The 19967-nt window shown below is 48.7% G+C and carries 18 protein-coding genes, 1 other RNA gene and 3 pseudogenes; 18 read left to right on the top strand and 4 right to left on the bottom strand.

Annotated elements, in window-relative coordinates; translation table 11 throughout:
- Window positions 1-44: 44 nt before the first annotated feature.
- On the bottom strand, window positions 45-377 hold the full coding sequence (locus DFR77_RS02135; protein WP_003688540.1) for an NGK_0946 family protein: 333 nt from the start codon (window positions 375-377) through the stop codon (window positions 45-47).
- A gap of 49 nt (window positions 378-426) precedes the next feature.
- On the bottom strand, window positions 427-675 hold the full coding sequence (locus DFR77_RS02130; RefSeq protein WP_003688538.1) for a hypothetical protein: 249 nt from the start codon (window positions 673-675) through the stop codon (window positions 427-429).
- A 242-nt stretch (window positions 676-917) separates the two neighbouring features.
- On the opposite strand from DFR77_RS02130, the gene DFR77_RS02125 reads away from it, so the two are divergent.
- Window positions 918-1892: a class 1 fructose-bisphosphatase gene (locus DFR77_RS02125; protein WP_003691115.1), complete on the top strand. Its 975-nt coding sequence runs from the start codon at window positions 918-920 to the stop codon at window positions 1890-1892.
- A gap of 158 nt (window positions 1893-2050) precedes the next feature.
- Here the strand turns inward: DFR77_RS02125 and DFR77_RS02120 are convergent, their stop codons facing one another.
- Window positions 2051-2269 (bottom strand): HP1242/YdcH family protein, encoded by a 219-nt coding sequence (locus tag DFR77_RS02120; RefSeq protein WP_003688536.1) that lies wholly within the window; start codon window positions 2267-2269, stop codon window positions 2051-2053.
- 193 nt (window positions 2270-2462) lie between these two features.
- Between DFR77_RS02120 and DFR77_RS02115 the strand changes: the two genes are divergently transcribed.
- The 5 genes and pseudogenes from DFR77_RS02115 to glyA all read left to right on the top strand — a co-directional run bounded on the left by DFR77_RS02115 (window position 2463) and on the right by glyA (window position 6366).
- Window positions 2463-2726, top strand: coding sequence for a glutaredoxin family protein (locus DFR77_RS02115; RefSeq protein WP_017146830.1), 264 nt, complete (start codon window positions 2463-2465; stop codon window positions 2724-2726).
- 122 nt (window positions 2727-2848) lie between these two features.
- A pseudogene (gene ggt / locus DFR77_RS02110) lies at window positions 2849-4634 on the top strand (gamma-glutamyltransferase).
- A gap of 63 nt (window positions 4635-4697) precedes the next feature.
- A complete protein-coding gene (locus DFR77_RS13240) occupies window positions 4698-4862 on the top strand; it encodes a hypothetical protein (protein WP_162098117.1) in 165 nt (54 codons plus the stop codon).
- On the top strand, window positions 4807-5049 hold the full coding sequence (locus DFR77_RS02105; RefSeq protein WP_003704095.1) for a hypothetical protein: 243 nt from the start codon (window positions 4807-4809) through the stop codon (window positions 5047-5049). Before DFR77_RS13240 ends, DFR77_RS02105 begins: the two co-directional genes overlap by 56 nt.
- Window positions 5050-5115: 66 nt before the next feature.
- On the top strand, window positions 5116-6366 hold the full coding sequence (gene glyA / locus DFR77_RS02100; RefSeq protein ID WP_003691112.1) for a serine hydroxymethyltransferase: 1251 nt from the start codon (window positions 5116-5118) through the stop codon (window positions 6364-6366).
- A gap of 72 nt (window positions 6367-6438) precedes the next feature.
- Here the strand turns inward: glyA and DFR77_RS02095 are convergent, their stop codons facing one another.
- Window positions 6439-6828, bottom strand: coding sequence for a helix-turn-helix domain-containing protein (locus DFR77_RS02095; RefSeq protein WP_003688532.1), 390 nt, complete (start codon window positions 6826-6828; stop codon window positions 6439-6441).
- A 939-nt stretch (window positions 6829-7767) separates the two neighbouring features.
- Between DFR77_RS02095 and DFR77_RS02085 the strand changes: the two genes are divergently transcribed.
- The 12 genes and pseudogenes from DFR77_RS02085 to ssrA all read left to right on the top strand — a co-directional run bounded on the left by DFR77_RS02085 (window position 7768) and on the right by ssrA (window position 19587).
- Complete coding sequence (locus tag DFR77_RS02085; protein WP_003688530.1) at window positions 7768-8559, top strand: outer membrane beta-barrel protein; 792 nt, start codon at window positions 7768-7770, stop codon at window positions 8557-8559.
- A 150-nt stretch (window positions 8560-8709) separates the two neighbouring features.
- The gene (locus tag DFR77_RS02080; RefSeq protein WP_003688528.1) at window positions 8710-9354 is read left to right on the top strand and encodes a DedA family protein; all 645 of its coding nucleotides are present in this window, start codon (window positions 8710-8712) and stop codon (window positions 9352-9354) included.
- A gap of 18 nt (window positions 9355-9372) precedes the next feature.
- Window positions 9373-11283: an ATP-binding cassette domain-containing protein gene (locus DFR77_RS02075; protein ID WP_003691108.1), complete on the top strand. Its 1911-nt coding sequence runs from the start codon at window positions 9373-9375 to the stop codon at window positions 11281-11283.
- A gap of 21 nt (window positions 11284-11304) precedes the next feature.
- Window positions 11305-11671: pseudogene (locus DFR77_RS02070) on the top strand (hypothetical protein).
- Window positions 11672-11782: 111 nt separating this feature from the next.
- Window positions 11783-13258, top strand: coding sequence for an anthranilate synthase component I (gene trpE / locus DFR77_RS02065; RefSeq protein ID WP_010360232.1), 1476 nt, complete (start codon window positions 11783-11785; stop codon window positions 13256-13258).
- A gap of 83 nt (window positions 13259-13341) precedes the next feature.
- Window positions 13342-14280, top strand: coding sequence for a DNA cytosine methyltransferase (locus DFR77_RS02060; protein ID WP_003693270.1), 939 nt, complete (start codon window positions 13342-13344; stop codon window positions 14278-14280).
- Complete coding sequence (locus DFR77_RS02055) at window positions 14281-15141, top strand: NgoMIV family type II restriction endonuclease (RefSeq protein ID WP_003699882.1); 861 nt, start codon at window positions 14281-14283, stop codon at window positions 15139-15141. It abuts the gene before it with no gap.
- A 16-nt stretch (window positions 15142-15157) separates the two neighbouring features.
- Window positions 15158-16294 carry a 5-(carboxyamino)imidazole ribonucleotide synthase gene (locus tag DFR77_RS02050; protein ID WP_003688516.1) on the top strand — a complete coding sequence of 379 codons (1137 nt, stop codon included), beginning with the start codon at window positions 15158-15160 and terminating at the stop codon, window positions 16292-16294.
- 46 nt (window positions 16295-16340) lie between these two features.
- On the top strand, window positions 16341-16823 hold the full coding sequence (locus DFR77_RS02045) for a GNAT family N-acetyltransferase (protein WP_003688513.1): 483 nt from the start codon (window positions 16341-16343) through the stop codon (window positions 16821-16823).
- A 105-nt stretch (window positions 16824-16928) separates the two neighbouring features.
- Window positions 16929-17977: pseudogene (locus tag DFR77_RS02040) on the top strand (sulfate ABC transporter substrate-binding protein).
- A 579-nt stretch (window positions 17978-18556) separates the two neighbouring features.
- The gene (locus tag DFR77_RS02025; RefSeq protein WP_003688503.1) at window positions 18557-19162 is read left to right on the top strand and encodes a Smr/MutS family protein; all 606 of its coding nucleotides are present in this window, start codon (window positions 18557-18559) and stop codon (window positions 19160-19162) included.
- Window positions 19163-19224: 62 nt separating this feature from the next.
- Window positions 19225-19587: a transfer-messenger RNA gene (gene ssrA / locus DFR77_RS02020) on the top strand.
- The last annotated feature ends 380 nt before the right edge of the window (window positions 19588-19967 follow it).

Here is a 19967-nt window from a genome sequence, read left to right as displayed (position 1 = left end):
ACACTCCATATCGTCCGGTTCTGCATAAAACCAGTATTCAAAAATCAGAACACGCTTTTCATTACACCCACGGTACCAACCACACCGTTCAGCAGCATCAGACCACCGGCAGCCGTACCCATACCTTGACGGATTGCGTCATGCTTATTGGCACGTTTTTCACGTTCCAAAGCCAACTCCTCAGAAACATTTTTACGTTGACGGCGGTGTTGCGCCAGTTCCGCACGGCTAATTCGCGCTTCGGCACGGTTACGACCAGCCTTGATTACGGCCGAATCGTCGCCGATAGCATAGTTGGCTACAGAATTTTCAGAAGCGCAGGCAGCAAGCAAAACGGCACACACAGCAACAACGGAAATATTTTTCAAGTTTTTCATACCTGTCCTATTATCTCAAAATAAAGAAAAAACTAATCCAACTGGAGTTTTATCGGATAAAATAAATATTGGGTGAATTTTCGTTTGCCTTTTTGATGGCGCGTGCCGCATCCATCATTTCTTCCCGGCGTTCTTTACGGTATTCGGCACGCTCGGCACGCTCGCTTATCTGAATGGCACGACTTTTCGCCTGTATTTCCGCTGCAGATTCTTGAGTTACAAAACGGCGGTCTGCGTAAGTACATGCCGTCACCAACATCGCAGCCACCGACAACAAAATCAGTTTCTTCATTTTCATCTACCTATATTTAAGTTTATTTGTAAAATATGTTATCACTATATATATATATAATGTCAATATTTTTTAAAAATAAATTTGGCATCTTGTACTTCTCGATCCGCCTGCCGCGTTCCGACTTGCCCCGCGCCGTTTTTTTCCACTACAATCCCACGCGATATCCGGCGAAACGCACCAAAGGAACGCCCCGCAGCAATCTGCCGCCTTTCAGACGGCACAAACCTTTCCGAAACGAGCAAACCATGGACACACTGACCCGATTCCTCCCCGAACACCTGCAACAAAACCAACTGCCCGAAGCACTCGGCGGCGTTTTGCTGTCCGTCGTTTCCGCCTGTACCGAAATCAACGCCAAAGTCCGCCTCGGCGCACTTGCCGGCGTATTGGGTATGGCGGGCACGGGCAATATTCAGGGTGAAGACCAGAAAAAACTGGATGTTATCGCCAACAACATTATGATTGACACACTCAAAGCCAACCCTGCCGTTGCCGGTTTGGCAAGCGAGGAAGAAGACACTTTCGTAAGTGCCGGTGAAAACGGACGCTATCTCGTCCTATTCGACCCTTTAGACGGATCGTCCAATATTGATGTCAACATTTCCGTCGGTACGATTTTCTCCATTCTCGCCAAACCCGAAGGCGCATTGGCAACCGAATCATTCCTTCAAACGGGCAGACAGCAGCTTGCCGCAGGCTATGTCCTCTACGGGCCTCAAACCCAGCTCGTATTCACATTCGGACACGGCGTGTACGTATTTACACTCAATGCCGAAAACGAATTTGTGCTGACCAAAGAAAACCCGAAAGTACCCGAAAGTACCAAAGAATTCGCCATCAATATGTCTAACCGCCGCCACTGGCTACCCCCCGTTCAACAATACGTCGACGAGCTCTTGGCGGGCGAAACCGGTACGCGCGGCAAAAACTACAATATGCGCTGGGTAGCCAGTATGGTTGCCGAAATCCACCGCATCCTGATGCGCGGCGGCGTGTTCATGTATCTGCAAGACAAACGCGACCCGTCCAAACCCGGCAAACTGCGCCTGATGTACGAAGCCAACCCTATGGCCCTGATACTCGAACAGGCGGGCGCATCGGCAAGCAACGCATATCAAGCCATGCTCGATATACAGCCCGAAAGCCTGCACCAACGCGTCGCCGTCATTATGGGCAGCAGCGAAGAAGTGGATTACCTCAACCGTCTGCATTCAAAATAGGCAGAGACCGTACTGATAAAGACCGGCGGCAGCGTGAATCCGATACTGCGCCGATATTTCAAGCATACCCTCCGGAAAAACAGAAAACTGCCTTTCCGAACGATAAAAATACCGTCTGAAAAATTTTCAGACGGTATTTTAAAAATTAAAGCTCAAATTTATTTGCCCGCCGCTTTTTGCAGGATGGCGTACAACTCGTCTTTCAGTTTCAATTTGGCTTTTTTCAGCTCATCGATGGTTTCCGCACCGCTGGTAACCGGATTGTTGGCCAGACCGGTAATTTTATCGTCCAGCTCGTTATGCTCGTCGAACAGACGGGCGAAGCGGGAATTTTCCTGTTTCAATTTGGAAATCAAATCACGGTATTCTGGGAACATAATCGCTTTCCTCTCTTGGTTTACGGTTAAAAAGTCAAATTGAATCTTTACATTAATTATAACAAAGATAATATTTTTATCCAGTGTTTTGTTATACACGGCAACACCGTCCGCAGAAAACCGCCCCACCGTCCGATAAAATCGTTGACAATCTTCCGCTTTACGCATAAATTTTCAGCCCTTCCTACTGCATATGAAAGGCACGCCCCAGTTTCCCCAATGTGGATTTTCAGCGCGCGCAGTAGAGGTGCCGACCCAAATTGGCAGACCCTTTGCTTTTGTTAATATCCTAGAAAATCCAGAAATTCGCAGTACTCTACCACTCATCGCCAATTGGCCAACCTTTCCACGGCTTTGGGTTAATGGTGAGTTAATCGGTGGTAGTGATATTATCCTACAAATGTACCAATCAGGTGAGCTAAAACCACTCATTGAAGAGCATAGCCCAAAGGTCTGATTACTTAATATCTTAAAATAAATATCAAAAAAGACTGCTGATGACATTAGCGGTCTTTTTTTGATGGTCAAGATTGATAGTTTGGATTGAATTATTTAGCCATATTACATACAATAATCAGCATGCTTTGTATGAATTATCAATCAAACTCAGGCGAAGGAGTGCTTGTAGCTAAAACATATTTATTGACTGCATTGATAATGTCTATGGTAATCTCCGGATGTCAAGTCATCCATGCCAATCAAGGTAAGGTTAATACTAATTCTGCTGTCATCGCAGGTGCAGACGCTCACACGCCTGAACATGTAACGGGACTGACCGAACAAAAGCAGGTGATTGCAAGTGATTTTATAGTAGCGTCAGCCAATCCATTAGCAACACAAGCTGGCTATGATATCTTAAAGCAAGGCGGTAGCGCTGCAGATGCGATGGTGGCGGTGCAGACGACACTAAGCTTGGTAGAGCCACAGTCGTCAGGCTTGGGCGGTGGTGCATTTGTGTTGTATTGGGACAATACCGCCAAAACATTGACCACATTTGATGGGCGTGAGACGGCACCGATGCGTGCGACGCCAGAATTATTTTTGGATAAAGATGGTTAACCATTGAAATTTATGGAAGCGGTGGTCGCTCGGTAGGTACGCCTGCTATCCCTAAACTGACGGAGACAATACATCAGCGATACGGTGTATTGCCTTGGGGAAAATTATTTGATACGCCGATCCACTTGGCAAAACAAGGCTTTGAGGTGTCGCCAAGGCTTGCCATCTCGGTTGAGCAAAATCAGCAGCATTTGGCACGCTATCCAAAAACAGCCGCTTATTTTTTGCCGAATGGTGTGCCGCTACAAGCAGGCAGCTTGCTGAAAAATTTAGAATTTGCTGACAGTGTTCAGGCGTTAGCAGCTCAAGGTGCAAAAGCTCTGCATACTGGTAAATATGCCCAAAATATTGTTTCAGTTGTCCAAAATGCTAAGGATAACCCCGGTCAATTATCCTTGCAAGATTTATCTGATTATCAAGTGGTGGAACGCCCGCCTGTTTGTGTGACTTATCGTATTTATGAAGTATGCGGTATGGGTGCACCAAGCTCAGGTGGGATTGCTATGGGTCAGATTTTGGGGATTTTAAATGAATTTTCACCCAATCGGGTGGGGTATGATGCTGAAGGTTTGCGTTTGCGGATCGTGATGTATATTTGGGCGACCCTGATTTTGTACCAGTACCCATTCGCCAGTTGATTTCTAAAGACTACCTAAAACATCGCAGCCAGCTGCTTGAGCAGTCGGATAAGGCATTGCCTAGCGTATCTGCAGGCGATTTTATTCATGAGTGGGCGTCCTCACAAGCGATTGAGTTACCTTCTACCAGTCATATATCAATTGTGGATAAGGCGGGCAATGTGCTATCAATGACGACTTCCATTGAAAATGCGTTTGGCTCAACTTTGATGGCAAATGGCTACCTGCTGAATAATGAGCTGACAGACTTTAGTTTTGAGCCAATAAAGCAGGGCAAACAGGTCGCCAATCGTGTCGAGCCTGGCAAGAGACCACGCTCCTCAATGGCACCAACCATCGTATTTAAAGCAGGCAAGCCTTATATGGCAATCGGCTCTCCAGGTGGTAGCCGTATCATTGGCTATGTCGCTAAGACGATTGTGGCACATAGTGACTGGAATATGGATATCCAAGATGCCATCAGTGCACCCAATTTATTAAATCGCTTTGGTAGCTATGAACTAGAAACGGGTACAACCGCCGTCCAGTGGCAACAAACATTAAATGATTTGGGCTATAAGACTGATGTGCGTGAGCTAAATTCAGGTGTTCAAGCCATTATTATCGAGCCAAGCAGGCTGGTTGGTGGTGTCGATCCACGCCGAGAAGGTCGAGTGACGGGTGATTAGAGGTGAAGCTTGTATTTTGTGAATTTGACCGCATTAAGTTAATTATTAAAATAGGGGGAAATTGTGAGTAATCAAACAAAAATACAAGCCATCAAGCAAACTTCTGAGCAGATCTTGGCAATTTGTGAGACGCCAAACACAGCATTACAAGCCATTCATCTGATTTTAAGACATGGCGGGGCAGGAAGAATTGTCTTGGCAAGTGGTGTATCAGCGGGTTATGGCTGATAAAGATGTGGTTGGTGCTGGTTATTTGATTGATTTTGCACAAACTGCCGAAAATTTACCATTTGATGTATTGCCTTTGATTAGCCTTGTGCTAAATAAAGGTGATGAGACGCTAAAAACCGGCATGTTAAATAAATTACCTGATAATGCCAAAGAAAATTTACGCATTATGGGCTATCTGCCTTAGGTTTTGAAGTATTTTTTTATACGAAAAACGCTCATGATACCCTGATTACACAAAGGAGCCGAGAATATGTTTTCAAAAAGCGTTACCCTCGCACAATATGACCCCGATTTGGCAGCAGCCATTGCCCAAGAAGACCGACGCCAGCAAGACCACGTCGAGCTGATTGCCTCTGAAAACTACGTCAGCTGCGCCGTGATGGAGGCACAAGGTTCGCAATTGACCAACAAATACGCCGAAGGCTATCCCGCAAAACGCTACTACGGCGGCTGCGAATACGTCGATATTGTCGAACAATTGGCAATCGACCGCGTAAAAGAACTGTTTGGCGCAGCCTATGCCAACGTTCAACCGCACTCCGGTTCCCAAGCCAACCAAGCCGTATATGCTTCCGTTTTAAAACCGGGCGACACCATTTTGGGTATGTCTCTGGCGCACGGCGGACACCTGACCCACGGCGCGAGCGTTAATATTTCCGGCAAACTCTACAATGCCGTTACTTATGGCTTGGATGAAAACGAAGTCCTCGATTATGCCGAAGTCGAACGCCTCGCGCTCGAACACAAACCCAAAATGATTGTGGCGGGCGCGTCTGCCTACGCGTTGCAAATCGACTGGGCAAAATTCCGCGAAATCGCCGATAAAGTCGGCGCATACCTCTTTGTCGACATGGCGCACTATGCCGGACTGGTTGCCGGCGGCGAATATCCTAACCCCGTGCCATTCTGCGACTTCGTAACCACTACCACCCACAAAACCCTACGCGGCCCTCGTGGCGGTGTGATTTTGTGCCGTGACAATACCCACGAAAAAGCGCTGAACTCTTCCATCTTCCCAAGCCTGCAAGGCGGTCCGTTGATGCACGTTATCGCCGCCAAAGCCGTAGCGTTTAAAGAAGCGTTGCAACCCGAGTTCAAACAATACGCAAAACAAGTGAAAATCAATGCTGCCGTCATGGCGGAAGAGTTGGTTAAACGCGGTTTGCGCATCGTTTCCGGCCGCACCGAAAGCCACGTTTTCCTCGTCGACCTGCAACCGATGAAAATCACCGGCAAAGCCGCCGAAGCCGCTTTGGGCAAAGCGCACATCACCGTCAACAAAAACGCCATCCCGAACGATCCGGAAAAACCGTTCGTTACCTCCGGCATCCGCATCGGTTCCGCCGCCATGACCACTCGCGGCTTTAACGAAACCGACGCTCGCGTATTGTCGAACTTGGTTGCCGATGTATTGGCTAATCCCGAAGACGAAGCCAACCTCGCCAAAGTCCGCGGACAAGTGACTGCCTTGTGCGACAAATACCCCGTTTACGGAAACTAAACGCCCGATGTTTCCATACAAAATGCCGTCTGAACATTTTCCAGACGGCATTTTTTGTTTTCGGTAACATTGCTATTTTTTCTCTTCCAGCAAAATGACCAACTTTTTCAATACTGCGATTTCACTATCTTTCTGCCTGATCAATTCATCCTTTGCATCCAGCAGCGACCTCAATTTTTCATTTTCAAACACCAGCATTTCATCAGAGCCGATAATATTATGATGGTTATTGGTATTGTCGCCGATAGAGAAGAAAAACGATCGGTTCTGCTCCGCCAGCAGCTCAACCACATCGATATTGAAAATCTGGGCAATCTGGCGCAGCTTGTCGAGATTGATACCGCTTTTCCCGCGTTCTATTTTCGAATACCCGTTAACCGACATTTCCAATTTTTCCGCCATCTCTTCCTGCGTCCACTGATTGACTTCCCTTAACGTCCGAATCTTGTCATGCACTTCCATCCTGCCCTCCAAGGTTAATTTTCACCACTCAAACAACCGTAACCGGTATCTTCAGTTGATGGTCGGATATTTTAAAAATAAATAATATAACACAATAGTATTTTGATAAAAATTTACCTAACGAGGTACAGACATGTATTCAGAAAACAAGCCTAAACGCACCGTAAAAATGAAAAAATACTGGCAGCCTGCACCCTTTCCCTGTCCCTTTCTGCCTGTACTTCGACTCAAGTAACTTCTTTTGTCGAGGGACTCTCCGAGGGACTCGTAGATGTCAGCGAAGCCTTTATCACAACAAAGGCAGAATCATATTCTGCCCCGTCTCTTCAGGATAAGCAAATTTTCATAAATCGCGTCTCAGAACGAGCACAAAAAAATTACAAAGAAAGAAGGAAAAAGAAAGAAGCAGACTTACTAAATTCAGCATCGTTATTAAATGAATCAACATCAGAAGCCCTATCTGCCCTTAAAAACGCTATCGTAATTCCTAAACGCCCTAAACGCTCCTTGGGCAAAAAATATAAAAACGGTTTTCATCCTGTAAATACGTGTGCGGATGTGGAAGCTCGGTGGGCAAACGGAGCAATGAGAGATGTTAGGGACATAGAAAGGCTAATAAGCCGAAACGTCCCTTTACGTCGTATCGGAGACGCCATTCAAAACATGTGCATGGAAACCAATGTGTCCATTAGGATGTATCGCCAGGAGTGTCGTTCAGAATCGTCAGATTTTTATGACGAAATGCTTGAGCATCACGAGAATTTCATAGGATCCTCCAAATCATTCGCATCATCACTTCTTCCCCTTAGCGTTACAAACTTTACAACAGACATGGCGTGTACTCCCGAATTTTAATCTAATCACACTCCACAACTCCCTATCAATATAACTGCTACTTCTCTGAGTAGTATCAACCAACCCTTAACAAAGGACTAAAAAATGAAAAAAGCACTGCTTGCACTGACTATTGCCGCCATCTCCGGTACTGCTATGGCCCAGTTGCCCGACTTTCTGGGTAAAGGCGAATATACCGTCCGTACAGACATCTCCAAACAAACGCTGAAAAATGCCGATTTGAAAGAAAAACACAAAGTACAAAAAAACATCGGTTTCCGTGCCGATATGCCGTTTGACGATATTCACCACGGCATGCGTTTCGAAGTATCACACAGCCGAGACAAAAAAGACATGTACGTTGTGACCGAAAGTACTACTAAACCATTCGGCAAAGACGTTAAAGAAAAACGCACCGACGTGTATGCCGGTTACACCTACACCCAACCGCTCAGTGAAGCCACCAAACTGCGTGCCGGTTTAGGTTTGGGCTATGAAAAATACAAAGATGCGGTAGCTAATGAGAAAGGAACAGTCAGCACCGAGCGCGAAGCCTTCTATACCAAAGCGCACGCCGACCTGACTTCCGATTTGGGCGGCGGCTGGTATCTGAATCCTTGGGCAGAGGTTAAGGTTGACCTGGACGCCAAATTGAAACACAACGCAACTGTAGCCGGTGTCTCAGCCGACATTAACGCAAAAACACGCGGATGGGGCGTGGGCGTAGGTGCGAATATCGGCAAACAAATTACCGATACCGTCGGCATCGAAGCCGGTCCGTTCTACAAACACCGTCACTTCAAAGCATCCGGCAGCTTCGTTTTAGACGGCGGGAACATCCGAGTCGATCCTACCAAAATCAACGAATACGGTGTTCGTGTCGGCGTGAAATTCTAATCGCGGCGATATGCCCCAGACACAAAACCGCAAGCCTTTTGGTTTGCGGTTTTTGATGTTGTAGCAGACCCTAATACCGTCTGAAACTTTTCAGACGGCATTTTTCCAATCGGTTAAAATACCGCCTCGACATTGTGTTTTGGAAAACCCGTGCTTGCTTCTGTGATTGATTTTATCCTGCATATCGACCAACACCTGCTCAGCCTGTCGGCGCAATACGGTGTGTGGATTTATGCGATTCTGTTTTTGATTGTTTTTTGCGAAACCGGTCTGATTGTTACGCCCTTCCTGCCCGGCGATTCGCTCTTGTTTGCCGCCGGCGGGATTGCCGCGCTGGGCGGTATGGATATTCATTTGATGGTTGCATTATTAAGCCTTGCCGCCATACTCGGCGACGCGCTCAATTTTACCGTCGGCAAATATTTCGGCGGCAGGCTGTTCGCCAACCCCGATTCTAAAATCTTCCGGTGCGAATACCTCGGCAAAACCCGCCGTTTTTACGAAAAACACGGCGGCAAAACGATTATCATCGCGCGCTTCGTGCCCATCGTCCGCACCTTCGCCCCCTTCGTCGCCGGTATGGGAAAAATGCACTATGCCAAATTTATCCGCTACAACATCATCGGCGGCTTGTTGTGGGTTATCTTGTTTTCTTACGCGGGCTATTTCTTTGCCAACTTCCCCGTCGTAAAAAACAATCTGGGCTTGGTGATGGGCGGCATCATTATTGTTTCCGTCCTGCCCGGCATCATCGAAATCGCCCGCGCCAAACTTGCGGCAAAATCCGAACGTTAATTGTTGGAAATTGACATTATGAATATATTATCCGTAGAAAACGCTTCCTTTGCCGTCGGACATGTCGCCCTGCTCGACAAAACGTCCTTCCAACTCGACAGCGGCGAAAAAGTCGGCTTGATCGGACGCAACGGCGCAGGCAAGTCTTCGTTTTTAAAAATCCTCACCGGCGTGCAAAAACTCGACGACGGGCAGATTATTGTTCAAAACAATCTCAAAATCGTTTATGTGCCGCAGGAGTCCTTTTTTGATAAGGACGCAACCGTATTTGATACTGTTGCCGAAGGTTTGGGCGAAATTCGCGATTTATTGCGCCGTTATCATCATGTCAGCCATGAGTTGGAAAATGGTTCGAGTGAGCTCTTATTGAAAGAGCTTAACGAATTGCAACTTGAAATCGAAGCGAAGGACGGTTGGAAACTGGATGCGGCAGTCAAGCAGACTTTGGGGGAACTCGGTTTGCCGGAAAACGAAAAAATCGGCAACCTTTCCGGCGGTCAGAAAAAACGCGTCGCCTTAGCGCAGGCTTGGGTACAGAAGCCCGATGTATTGTTACTGGACGAACCGACCAACCATTTGGATATCGACGCGATTATTTGGTTGGAAAACCTGCTCAAAGCGTTTGAAGGCAGCTTGGTCGTGATTACCCACGACCGCCGTTTTTTGGACAATATCGCCACGCGCATTGTCGAACTCGATCGCGGTATTTTGCGCTCCTATCCCGGCTCGTTCTCCAAATACAGCGAGAAAAAAGCGCAAGAGTTGGCGGTTGAAGCCGAACACAACCGCCTCTTCGACAAATTCCACGCGCAGGAAGAGGCGTGGATACGCAAAGGCATCGAAGCGCGCCGTACCCGCAACGAAGGCCGCGTGCGCCGTTTGGAAGAACTGCGCCGCCAGCGTGCCGAACGCCGCAATGTACAAGGACAGGTCAACTTCAAACTCGACAGCGGCAAGAAAAGCGGCAAAATCATCGCCGAACTGGAACACGCTTCGTTTGCCTATGACGACAAAGTTATCATGGATAAATTTTCCGCCATCTTGCAGCGCGGCGACAAAATCGGCTTAATCGGCCCAAACGGTATCGGCAAAACCACCTTCCTTAAGCTGATTTTGGGCGAATTGCAGCCGACCTACGGCAGAATCCGTATCGGCAGCAAGCAGGAAGTCGCCTATTTCGACCAGTTCCGCAGCGCCTTGAATGAAAACGATACTGTGTTTTACACGCTCGGACAGGGCAACGATTACGTCGAAGTCGGCGGCAAGAAAAAGCATGTGATGAGCTATTTGGAAGATTTCCTGTTCCCCCCTGCCCGCGCGCAAAGTCCTGTTTCTTCACTCTCCGGCGGCGAACGCAACCGCCTTTTGCTGGCAAAACTCTTTACTCGTCCCGCCAATATTTTGGTTTTGGACGAACCGACCAACGACTTGGACATCGACACCCAAGAATTGCTTGAAGATCTGTTGCGCGATTACCAAGGCACGGTCTTCCTCGTCTCGCACGACCGTATGTTCCTCGACAATGTAATTACCCAAAGCATTGTTTTCGAAGGACAAGGCCGTCTGAAAGAATACATCGGCGGCTATCAGGACTATATCGACGCAAAATCGCGGGAAAATAAAATTCAGACGGCATCCGCACCCAAAGCATCCGATGTCGAACCCGCCAAAGAAAAACCCAAAGCCAACCGTACGGTCAAACTTTCCTACAAAGAACAGCGCGAACTCGACGCCCTGCCCGACGAAATCGCCGCCTTGGAAACCGAACAGGCAGAAATCAACGCGCAGCTTTCCGATCCCGGAATTTTCAAAGATTACGAAAAAGCAGGAGCATTGCAAAACCGCGCCGAAGAAATCGAAATGCTGCTTTTGGAAAAGCTGGAACGCTGGGAGCTGCTGGAAACCAAACAGAACGGCAATGCCGTCTGAAATCAAACAGGAAGAAAAAAAATGTTCAAACGACCTGAAGAAATCATCGTCCTGATACTTGCCGTCCTCTGGATTGCCGGTACGTATTTTCTCGCCGCCCTGTTTGGAGCGGATGCTTATACCGTGTTAAAAATCACTGCCCTTACCCTGCTTTGGTCTGCCGCATCATTCCTCCTTTGGCAAAAAAAACCTCAGCCGGCATATCTGGCCGCTGCTGCTCGGCTGCCTGACTGCCTGTTGGTGGCCGTATCTGAATCAATCGGTCGCACCCGGTTCTTTACCTTGGCATGCATCATGGACGTTCAAAACCATCTTAGCCCTGATTCCCGCAACCGCAGGTTATCTGTTTAAATGGAAACAATACCGGCAGCGCAAAACAAAGCCGTAAGCCCGTCTTTTTTCAGACGCCATCTCCGGTCAGACTGTCAACAATTCCGATAAAATGTTATACTCGCGCCCGTTGCCGCGCCGTCCGAAACCGCCTTTTGGGAAAGCAGAAATGATCAGCAAACAAGAATACCAAGCCCAAGCCGCCCAAGGCTACAACCGCATCCCGCTCGTGCAAGAACTCCTTGCCGACTTGGATACGCCGCTTTCCCTCTATCTCAAACTCGCCAACCGCCCCTATACCTACCTGCTCGAATCCGTTGTCGGCGGCGAACGTTTCGGCCGCTATTCCTTTATCGGCCTGCCTTGCAGCCACTATCTCAAAGCCGGCGGCAAACACGTCGATGTTTATCAAAACGGCGAAATCGTCGAACAATACGACGGCAATCCGCTACCCTTTATCGAAGCTTTCCACAACCGTTTCAAAACACCCGAAATCCCAAGCCTGCCGCGCTTTACCGGCGGCTTGGTCGGCTACTTCGGTTACGAAACCGTCTACAATTTCGAACACTTCGCCCACCGCCTGAAAAACACCGCCAAAGCCAACCCGCTCGGCACGCCCGATATTTTGCTGATGCTGTCGCAAGAGTTGGCGGTAATCGACAATTTGAGCGGCAAAATCCACCTCATCGTTTATGCTGATCCCTCGCAGCCCGACAGCTACGAACGCGCCCGCGAACGCCTCGAAGACATCCGCACCCAGTTGCGCCAAAGCTGCGCCATCCCACTTTCCCTCGGCAGCAAACAAACCCAAGCAGTCAGCGAGTTCGGCGAAGAACCTTTCAAAGCCTGCGTCGATAAAATCAAAGACTACATTTTCGCAGGCGACTGTATGCAGGTCGTCCCCAGCCAACGCATGAGCATGGAATTTACCGACAATCCGCTTGCCCTCTACCGCGCCCTGCGCACGCTCAACCCTTCGCCTTACCTCTTTTACTACGATTTCGGCGATTTCCACATCGTCGGTTCCTCGCCCGAAATCCTCGTCCGCCGCGAACGCGACGACGTCATCGTCCGCCCCATCGCCGGCACGCGCCTGCGCGGCAAAACCCCCGCCGAAGACCTTGCCAACGAACAAGATTTGTTAAGCGACGCCAAAGAAATCGCCGAACACGTTATGCTTATCGATTTGGGGCGCAACGATGTCGGACGCATCAGCAAAACAGGCGAAGTCAAAGTCACCGACAAAATGGTGATTGAAAAATACTCCCATGTGATGCACATCGTTTCCAACGTCGAAGGCTGTCTGAAAGAGGGCGTTACCAATATGGACATCCTCGCCGCCACCTTCCCTGCCGGCACACTCTCCGGCGCGCCAAAAGTCCGCGCGATGGAAATCATCGAAGAAATCGAACCGGAGAAACGCGGCATCTACGGCGGCGCCGTCGGCGTATGGGGCTTCAACAACGATATGGATTTGGCAATCGCCATCCGCACCGCCGTGATTAAAAACAATACCCTCTTCATCCAAAGCGGCGCGGGCGTGGTTGCCGACTCCGACCCAACTTCCGAATGGCAGGAAACTCAAAACAAAGCCCGCGCAGTGGTTCGGGCGGCGCAGATGGTGCAGGAAGGGTTGGATAAATAAATTTCAGACAACCTTTGCAGATGAAAAGAAGGTCGTCTGAAAATCACAAAACAACATCAGAGATACTTACATAAAAAATCACAATGCAATTCACATCATTAGAAATTTGTGCCGGAGCAGGCGGACAGGCTTTGGGCTTAGAAAGGGCAGGCTTTTCCCATGTTGCGTTAATCGAAATCGAACCGTCGGCTTGTCAAACCCTACGTTTAAACCGTCCTGATTGGAACGTTATTGAAGGAGATGTCCGCTTGTTTCAGGGCGAAGGATATGACGGTATTGATTTATTGGCCGGCGGCGTGCCTTGCCCTCCTTTTTCCAAAGCTGGAAAACAACTGGGAAAAGATGATGAACGCGATTTATTCCCTGAGGCTATTCGTCTAGCTAAGGAAACTGACCCTAAAGCCATCATGTTAGAAAATGTGCGGGGGTTACTTGACCCAAAATTTGAAAATTATCGCAACCATATTACAGAACAATTTGCCAAGTTGGGTTACCTTGGACAATGGAAACTACTTTATGCTGCCGATTACGGAGTATCGCAACTCAGACCCAGGGTTTTATTTGTTGCGTTGAAAAACGAATACACCAATTTTTTCAAATGGCCTGAACCAAATTCGGAACAACCGAAAACCGTTGGAGAACTGCTTTTTGACTTAATGTCAGAAAATAACTGGCAGGGGGCGCATAACTGGCGTTTGAAGGCCGCGCAGATTGCACCGACCTTGGTCGGCGGTTCAAAAAAACACGGCGGTGCTGACTTGGGGCCTACACGATCCAAACGCGCATGGGCGGAGTTGGGTGTGGATGGTTCAGGTTTGTGGGATAGTGCGCCGCCTGAAGACTTTTCGGGAATGCCTAGATTGACTGTCCGAATGACGGCGCGTATCCAAGGATTTCCTGATGACTGGCAATTTTTTGGTAAAAAAACGCCTATGTACCGCCAAATCGGCAACGCTTTTCCCCCGCCGGTAGCCGAAGCGGTGGGCAGGCAGATTATCAAAGCCTTAAAAAAGGAAAATTGAATGAATCCGCTTTTTACCCAAGAACGCAGGATTTTCCATAAGAAATTATTGGATGGCAATATTCTTGCAACCAACAATAGAGGCGTAGTCAGCAATGCGGATGGGAGCAATACCCGAAGTTTCAATATAGCCAAGGGGATTGCCGACTTACTGCATTCGGAAACGGTTTCGGAAAGATTACCCGGTCAGACATCGGGAAATGCTTTTGAAGCAATATGCAGTGAGTTTGTCCAATCTGCTTTTGAGAAATTGCAGCATATCAGACCCGGCGACTGGAATGTTAAGCAGGTCGGTTCTCGCAACCGTCTGGAAATCGCACGTTATCAGCAATACGCACATCTGACAGCCTTAGCCAAGGCTGCCGAAGAAAACCCCGAATTGGCTGCCGCCTTGGGCAGTGATTACACCATTACTCCCGATATTATCGTTACCAGAAATTTGATTGCAGATGCAGAAATCAACCGTAATGAATTTTTAGTTGATGAAAATATTGCCACATATGCCAGTTTGCGTGCGGGTAATGGCAATATGCCGCTGCTCCACGCCAGTATCTCTTGTAAATGGACGATTCGCAGCGACAGGGCTCAAAATGCCCGTTCTGAAGGATTGAATTTGGTTAGAAACAGAAAAGGCAGACTGCCGCACATTGTTGTCGTAACGGCAGAACCAACGCCAAGCCGCATTTCATCTATTGCCTTGGGTACAGGGGAAATAGATTGCATTTACCATTTTGCCTTATATGAGCTGGAACAAATTTTACAATCATTGAATTATGAAGACGCTTTGGATTTGTTTTACATCATGGTCAATGGTAAACGATTAAAAGATATTTCCGACCTTCCCTTAGATTTGGCAGTTTAAACAGAATTATTCCACTATGAACACACCCCCCATCCTTCCTCCCGCCATGCTCGGCATCCTCGGCGGCGGACAATTAGGCAGAATGTTTGCCGTTGCCGCTAAAACCATGGGCTACAAAGTAACCGTTCTCGATCCCGACCCGAATGCGCCGGCGGCGGAATTTGCCGACCGCCATTTGTGCGCGCCGTTTGACGACCGGGCCGCGTTGGACGAATTGGCAAAATGCGCGGCGGTTACGACCGAATTTGAAAACGTCAATGCCGACGCGATGCGCTCTCTGGCAAAGCATACCAACGTTTCCCCCAGCGGCGACTGCGTGTCCATTGCACAAAACCGCATTCAGGAAAAAGCGTGGATACGCAAAGCAGGCTTGCAAACCGCGCCGTATCAGGCGGTTTGCAAGGCCGAAGACATTACTGAAGCAAGCGCGCAATTTTTGCCCGGCATCCTGAAAACGGCTACGTTGGGCTACGACGGCAAAGGTCAAATCCGCGTCAAAACGTTGGACGAACTCAAAGCCGCGTTTGCCGAACACGGCGGCGTGGATTGCGTTTTGGAAAAAATGGTGGACTTGCGCGGCGAGATTTCCGTGATCGTATGCCGTCTGAACGATGAAAACGTGCAAACCTTCGACCCCGCCGAAAACATCCACGAAAACGGCATCTTGGCTTATTCCATCGTCCCCGCGCGGCTGAGTGCCGACGTGCAGCAACAGGCGCGGCAGACGGCGCAACGCTTGGCGGACGAATTGGATTATGTCGGCGTATTGGCGGTAGAAATGTTTGTTGTCGGCGACACACATGAATTGCTCGTCAATGAAACCGCCCCGCGCACGCACAATTCCGGCCACCATACGATAGATGCCTGCGCCGCAGACCAGTTCCAACAGCAGGTACGCATTATGTGCAACCTGCCGCCCGCCGACACCAAATTATTATCCCCTTGCTGTATGGCGAATATTTTGGGCGACGTTTGGCAGGAAGATGGCGGCGAACCGGATTGGCTGCCGTTGCAAAGCCGGCCGAATGCACACCTGCACCTATACGGAAAAAAAACCGCACAGAAAGGTCGGAAAATGGGACACTTTACCGTTTTGACCACCGATTCGGACACCGCATTTCAAGAAGCAAAAAAACTGCATCAGTCCCTATAATCCGACCAACGGCACAGATGCCGTCTGAAGCCGCCGACATACCGCCATGAGCCTGCTGACACTGTTACGCCCCGCCACCGTGCAAGACTGCAAAGACATCTTCAAAGTCCACCTGCACTCCGTCCAATACACCTGCATCCTCAGCTACAACGAACACGCCCTAAAAGTATGGGAAGGCTTGTTAAACACAGAAAGCTACCTGCCGACCATTTCCGATCCCGACAAAGCACTTTGGGTTGCCGAATACAAAGGCAACATACAGGGATTTTTCCAAATCGACTGCCAAGAAGCACAACTCGATGCGCTTTACGTCCACCCCCTGTTCCACAATCTCGGACTGGGCACTGCCCTGCTCCGTCAGGCAGAAACCATCGCCCACAAATCCGGTTTGAGCTTTCTGAAACTCTACGCATCTCTCAACTCCGTCCCGTTTTACCTTCTCAACCGCTACGAATCGCTCGGTTCGGCAGTATTGCAGCTTGACCCCAGCATCAAAATCAAATGCGAACTGATGCGCAAACACCTCTAATCCCGCCTTATAACCAAAACTGATAATCTTCAAATCAAACATTATTTCCACAAGCGCAGACAGCCGTATAAAGTTGCCCCATCTACCAACCGACAGGACAAGCATATGAAAACCTACGCACAGGCACTCTATACCGCAGCCCTGCTTACCGCCTGCAGCCCCGCAGCCGATTCAAACCATCCGTCCGGACAAAATGCCCCGGCCAATACCGAATCCGACGGAAAAAACATTACCCTGCTCAATGCCTCATACGATGTGACACGGTATTTTTACAAAGAATACAACCACTTATTTATCAAAACATACCAATCCGAACACCCCGGCACATCCGTCAGCATCCAACAATCCCACGGCGGCTTCAGCAAACAGGCATTATCCGTAGCCAACGGCCTTCAAGCCGATGTCGTAACCATGAACCAATCTTCCGACATCGACCTGCTCGAAAAAAAGGACTGGTAGAAAAAGGCTGGCAACAAGCCCTCCCCGATCACGCCGCACCCTACACCAGCACTATGGTTTTCCTTGTCCGAAAAAACAACCCCAAACAGATCCGCGATTGGAACGACCTTGCCAAAGACGGCGTTAACATCGTCATCGCCAAGACCTCGGGCAACGGACGCTACGCCTTCCTCGGCGCATACGGTTACGGTCTGAAAGCCAACAACGGCAACGAGCAGGAAGCCCAAAAACTCGTCGCATCCATCCTCAAAAACACACCCGTTTTTGAAAACGGCGGACGCGCCGCCGCCACCACCTTCACACAACGCAACATCGGCGACGTACTCATCACTTTTGAAAACGAAGCCAACTACGTCAGCAAAAAACTGACCCAAGGACAGTTTGAAATCGTCTATCCGAGCTACACCATTTCCGCCGAAAGCCCCGTTGCCGTCGTCAACAGCGTCGTCGCGAAAAAAGGCACGCAAAAAACCGCCCGCGCCTATCTCGAATACCTTTGGAGCGAACCGGCGCAAGAACTCGCCGCCTCACTCTACCTGCGTCCCCGCAACCCCGAAGTATTGGCACGACACAAAGCCGACTTCCCCGACTTAGACACCTTCCCTCCCGAAGAAAAATTCGGCGGATGGGACAACATCATGAAAACCTACTTCGCCGACGGCGGCGTATTCGACCGCCTGACCGCACAAAAATGACCATTATGCCGTCTGAACCGCCTTTCAGACGGCATTTCACACATCAAAACAGAAAACCGCACCCAAAATCATCATCACAAGACACAACGGCAAACCGGATACAAAACCCAACACCGCCGCCAAAATGCCGTCTGAAGCCGTCGGCGCAACCATCCTTATCTGGGGCGCGCCTCATCAAAGGGGCGCATAACTTTCCTTAACCATCCCTTTTGACAGCCAAATAAACAGTGCTTTTGCCTGTCAGAAACAAAACCAATATTTTGCGGTTCGTATCGGAACATTTATAAAACATCAGATTTCCGTGTTTCGCGTTTCCGGCAATTCAAGATTAGCAAAACCATTAACCTGCTTCGCAAGGCAGGTTTTTAAAACTTTATCAGGCGTTCGAGCATATCGGTTCGACCGACCCGCATTTCCGGCAATCAACACTGCCGACGGTTGCCGCATTTCTTTTTGATATACAATCACACTTTCAAAAAACATACGACGGCAACAAAATCATCCTCCCCCCGCTTGGCAAACATCCGGCAAATTAAAACCCCGCCCGAAACAGCCATCGGACAAATAACAGGAAAAAATATGAATACCGACTTCCAAAAGATCCTCAAACAACTGGGCAAACAGGCCAAAAAAGAAGCGGCAGAAAAACAGGAAGCCGAAAAAAACAAGCAAAAACAAGAATATGATTTGGATTTTTCACAAGCAGTCGGACAAGTCTCCCCATTAAAAAACCGGCAGCAATATTATGCGCAGTCCGACAAAACCCCCATCAAAGCCCGTCCCAAAGACAACCGCACCGACGAAGAAAACTACTTCTACATAGGCAGCACATACAACGACCCACCCGCCAGCTTCTGCAAAAACGGACAGGGAAAAAACGACATCCAACGCCTGAAAAACGGATACTATCCCGTCGTTACCGATGTCGACCTGCACGGCTACACCCAAGAAGAAGCACAAAAAGTCCTCAACGAATTCATCGCATTCACCCAAAAACGCGGCGTATGCGGCGAAATCATCCACGGCAGCGGATTAGGTTCCAAAGGCTACAAACCCGTTCTGAAAAACATGACCCGAAACTGGCTGATGCAACACCCCGACGTACTCGCCTACGTCGAACCCCGGGAAGGCAACGACGGCTGCGTCCGCATCCTGCTCAAACGCAAATTAAGGCAGCAAGACTGACAAATTTCTCCGACAGACTTGGCAGCACCGCACAATATCCGTATAATTTGCAAACCATTTCTGGGGGCGACCTTGGTTTCGACGGGGGTTGCGAAGCAGATGCGGGCATACCGGGGTCTCAGATTCCCGTAAAACACTGAATTCAAATAGTCGCAAACGACGAAACTTACGCTTTAGCCGCTTAAGGCTAGCCGTTGCAGCAGTCGGTCAATGGGCTGTGTGGCGAAAGCCACCGCAACGTCATCTTACATTGACTGGTTTCCAGCCGGGTTACTTGGCAGGAAATAAGACTTAAGGTAACTGGTTTCCAAAAGGCCTGTTGGTCGGCATGATGGAAATAAGATTTTCAAATAGACACAACTAAGTATGTAGAACGCTTTGTAGAGGACTTTCGGACGGGGGTTCGATTCCCCCCGCCTCCACCATGCCCTATTTTCAGCAGTATCCTGCAACACAAAAAATCCTTGAACTTCAAAAGTTTCAAGGCTTTTTTATTGCCTTGAATATGATGGCGTATGCTTGAGTTTTCGCAATTTATGGGGTAACTTTTGGGGTAACTTTTCAGGAATCACCCTAAAAAATATCTTAAAAATACAAAAGCCATCACGCATTTTTTAAAAAGGTTACCCAAAACTTAAATGAAGCCTTTATTTATAAGGCTTGCAGCTTTCCAAACAAGTTACCCCCAAACGGATAAAAAATGCCGAAGCTGAACTGCACCCCAAAAAGTCGGACAGTTTAATCAAGCGGCTTTCAGGGACTGAATTCTGTACTGAACAGGGCTCAGTCCTTTTAATTTCAACTT

Source organism: Neisseria gonorrhoeae, assembly GCF_003315235.1.
Lineage (GTDB): Bacteria > Pseudomonadota > Gammaproteobacteria > Burkholderiales > Neisseriaceae > Neisseria > Neisseria gonorrhoeae.
The sequence above is the reverse complement of the archived record's forward strand: the minus strand, read 5'-3'. Positions and strand labels throughout refer to the sequence as shown.

Bases quoted from the DNA above. Each gene is read 5' to 3' on its own strand.
- trpE (WP_010360232.1), top strand. From the start codon at position 11,783: ATGATCAGCAAACAAGAATACCAAGCCCAAGCCGCCCAAGGCTACAAC.
- glyA (WP_003691112.1), top strand. From the start codon at position 5,116: ATGTTTTCAAAAAGCGTTACCCTCGCACAATATGACCCCGATTTGGCA.
- DFR77_RS02120 (WP_003688536.1), bottom strand. From the start codon at position 2,269: ATGTTCCCAGAATACCGTGATTTGATTTCCAAATTGAAACAGGAAAAT.
- DFR77_RS02045 (WP_003688513.1), top strand. From the start codon at position 16,341: ATGAGCCTGCTGACACTGTTACGCCCCGCCACCGTGCAAGACTGCAAA.
- DFR77_RS02130 (WP_003688538.1), bottom strand. From the start codon at position 675: ATGAAAATGAAGAAACTGATTTTGTTGTCGGTGGCTGCGATGTTGGTG.
- DFR77_RS02055 (WP_003699882.1), top strand. From the start codon at position 14,281: ATGAATCCGCTTTTTACCCAAGAACGCAGGATTTTCCATAAGAAATTA.
- DFR77_RS02105 (WP_003704095.1), top strand. From the start codon at position 4,807: ATGGCGGGGCAGGAAGAATTGTCTTGGCAAGTGGTGTATCAGCGGGTT.
- DFR77_RS02125 (WP_003691115.1), top strand. From the start codon at position 918: ATGGACACACTGACCCGATTCCTCCCCGAACACCTGCAACAAAACCAA.
- DFR77_RS02135 (WP_003688540.1), bottom strand. From the start codon at position 377: ATGAAAAACTTGAAAAATATTTCCGTTGTTGCTGTGTGTGCCGTTTTG.
- DFR77_RS02025 (WP_003688503.1), top strand. From the start codon at position 18,557: ATGAATACCGACTTCCAAAAGATCCTCAAACAACTGGGCAAACAGGCC.
- DFR77_RS02050 (WP_003688516.1), top strand. From the start codon at position 15,158: ATGAACACACCCCCCATCCTTCCTCCCGCCATGCTCGGCATCCTCGGC.
- DFR77_RS02095 (WP_003688532.1), bottom strand. From the start codon at position 6,828: ATGGAAGTGCATGACAAGATTCGGACGTTAAGGGAAGTCAATCAGTGG.
- DFR77_RS02060 (WP_003693270.1), top strand. From the start codon at position 13,342: ATGCAATTCACATCATTAGAAATTTGTGCCGGAGCAGGCGGACAGGCT.
- DFR77_RS02075 (WP_003691108.1), top strand. From the start codon at position 9,373: ATGAATATATTATCCGTAGAAAACGCTTCCTTTGCCGTCGGACATGTC.
- DFR77_RS02115 (WP_017146830.1), top strand. From the start codon at position 2,463: ATGAAAGGCACGCCCCAGTTTCCCCAATGTGGATTTTCAGCGCGCGCA.
- DFR77_RS02085 (WP_003688530.1), top strand. From the start codon at position 7,768: ATGAAAAAAGCACTGCTTGCACTGACTATTGCCGCCATCTCCGGTACT.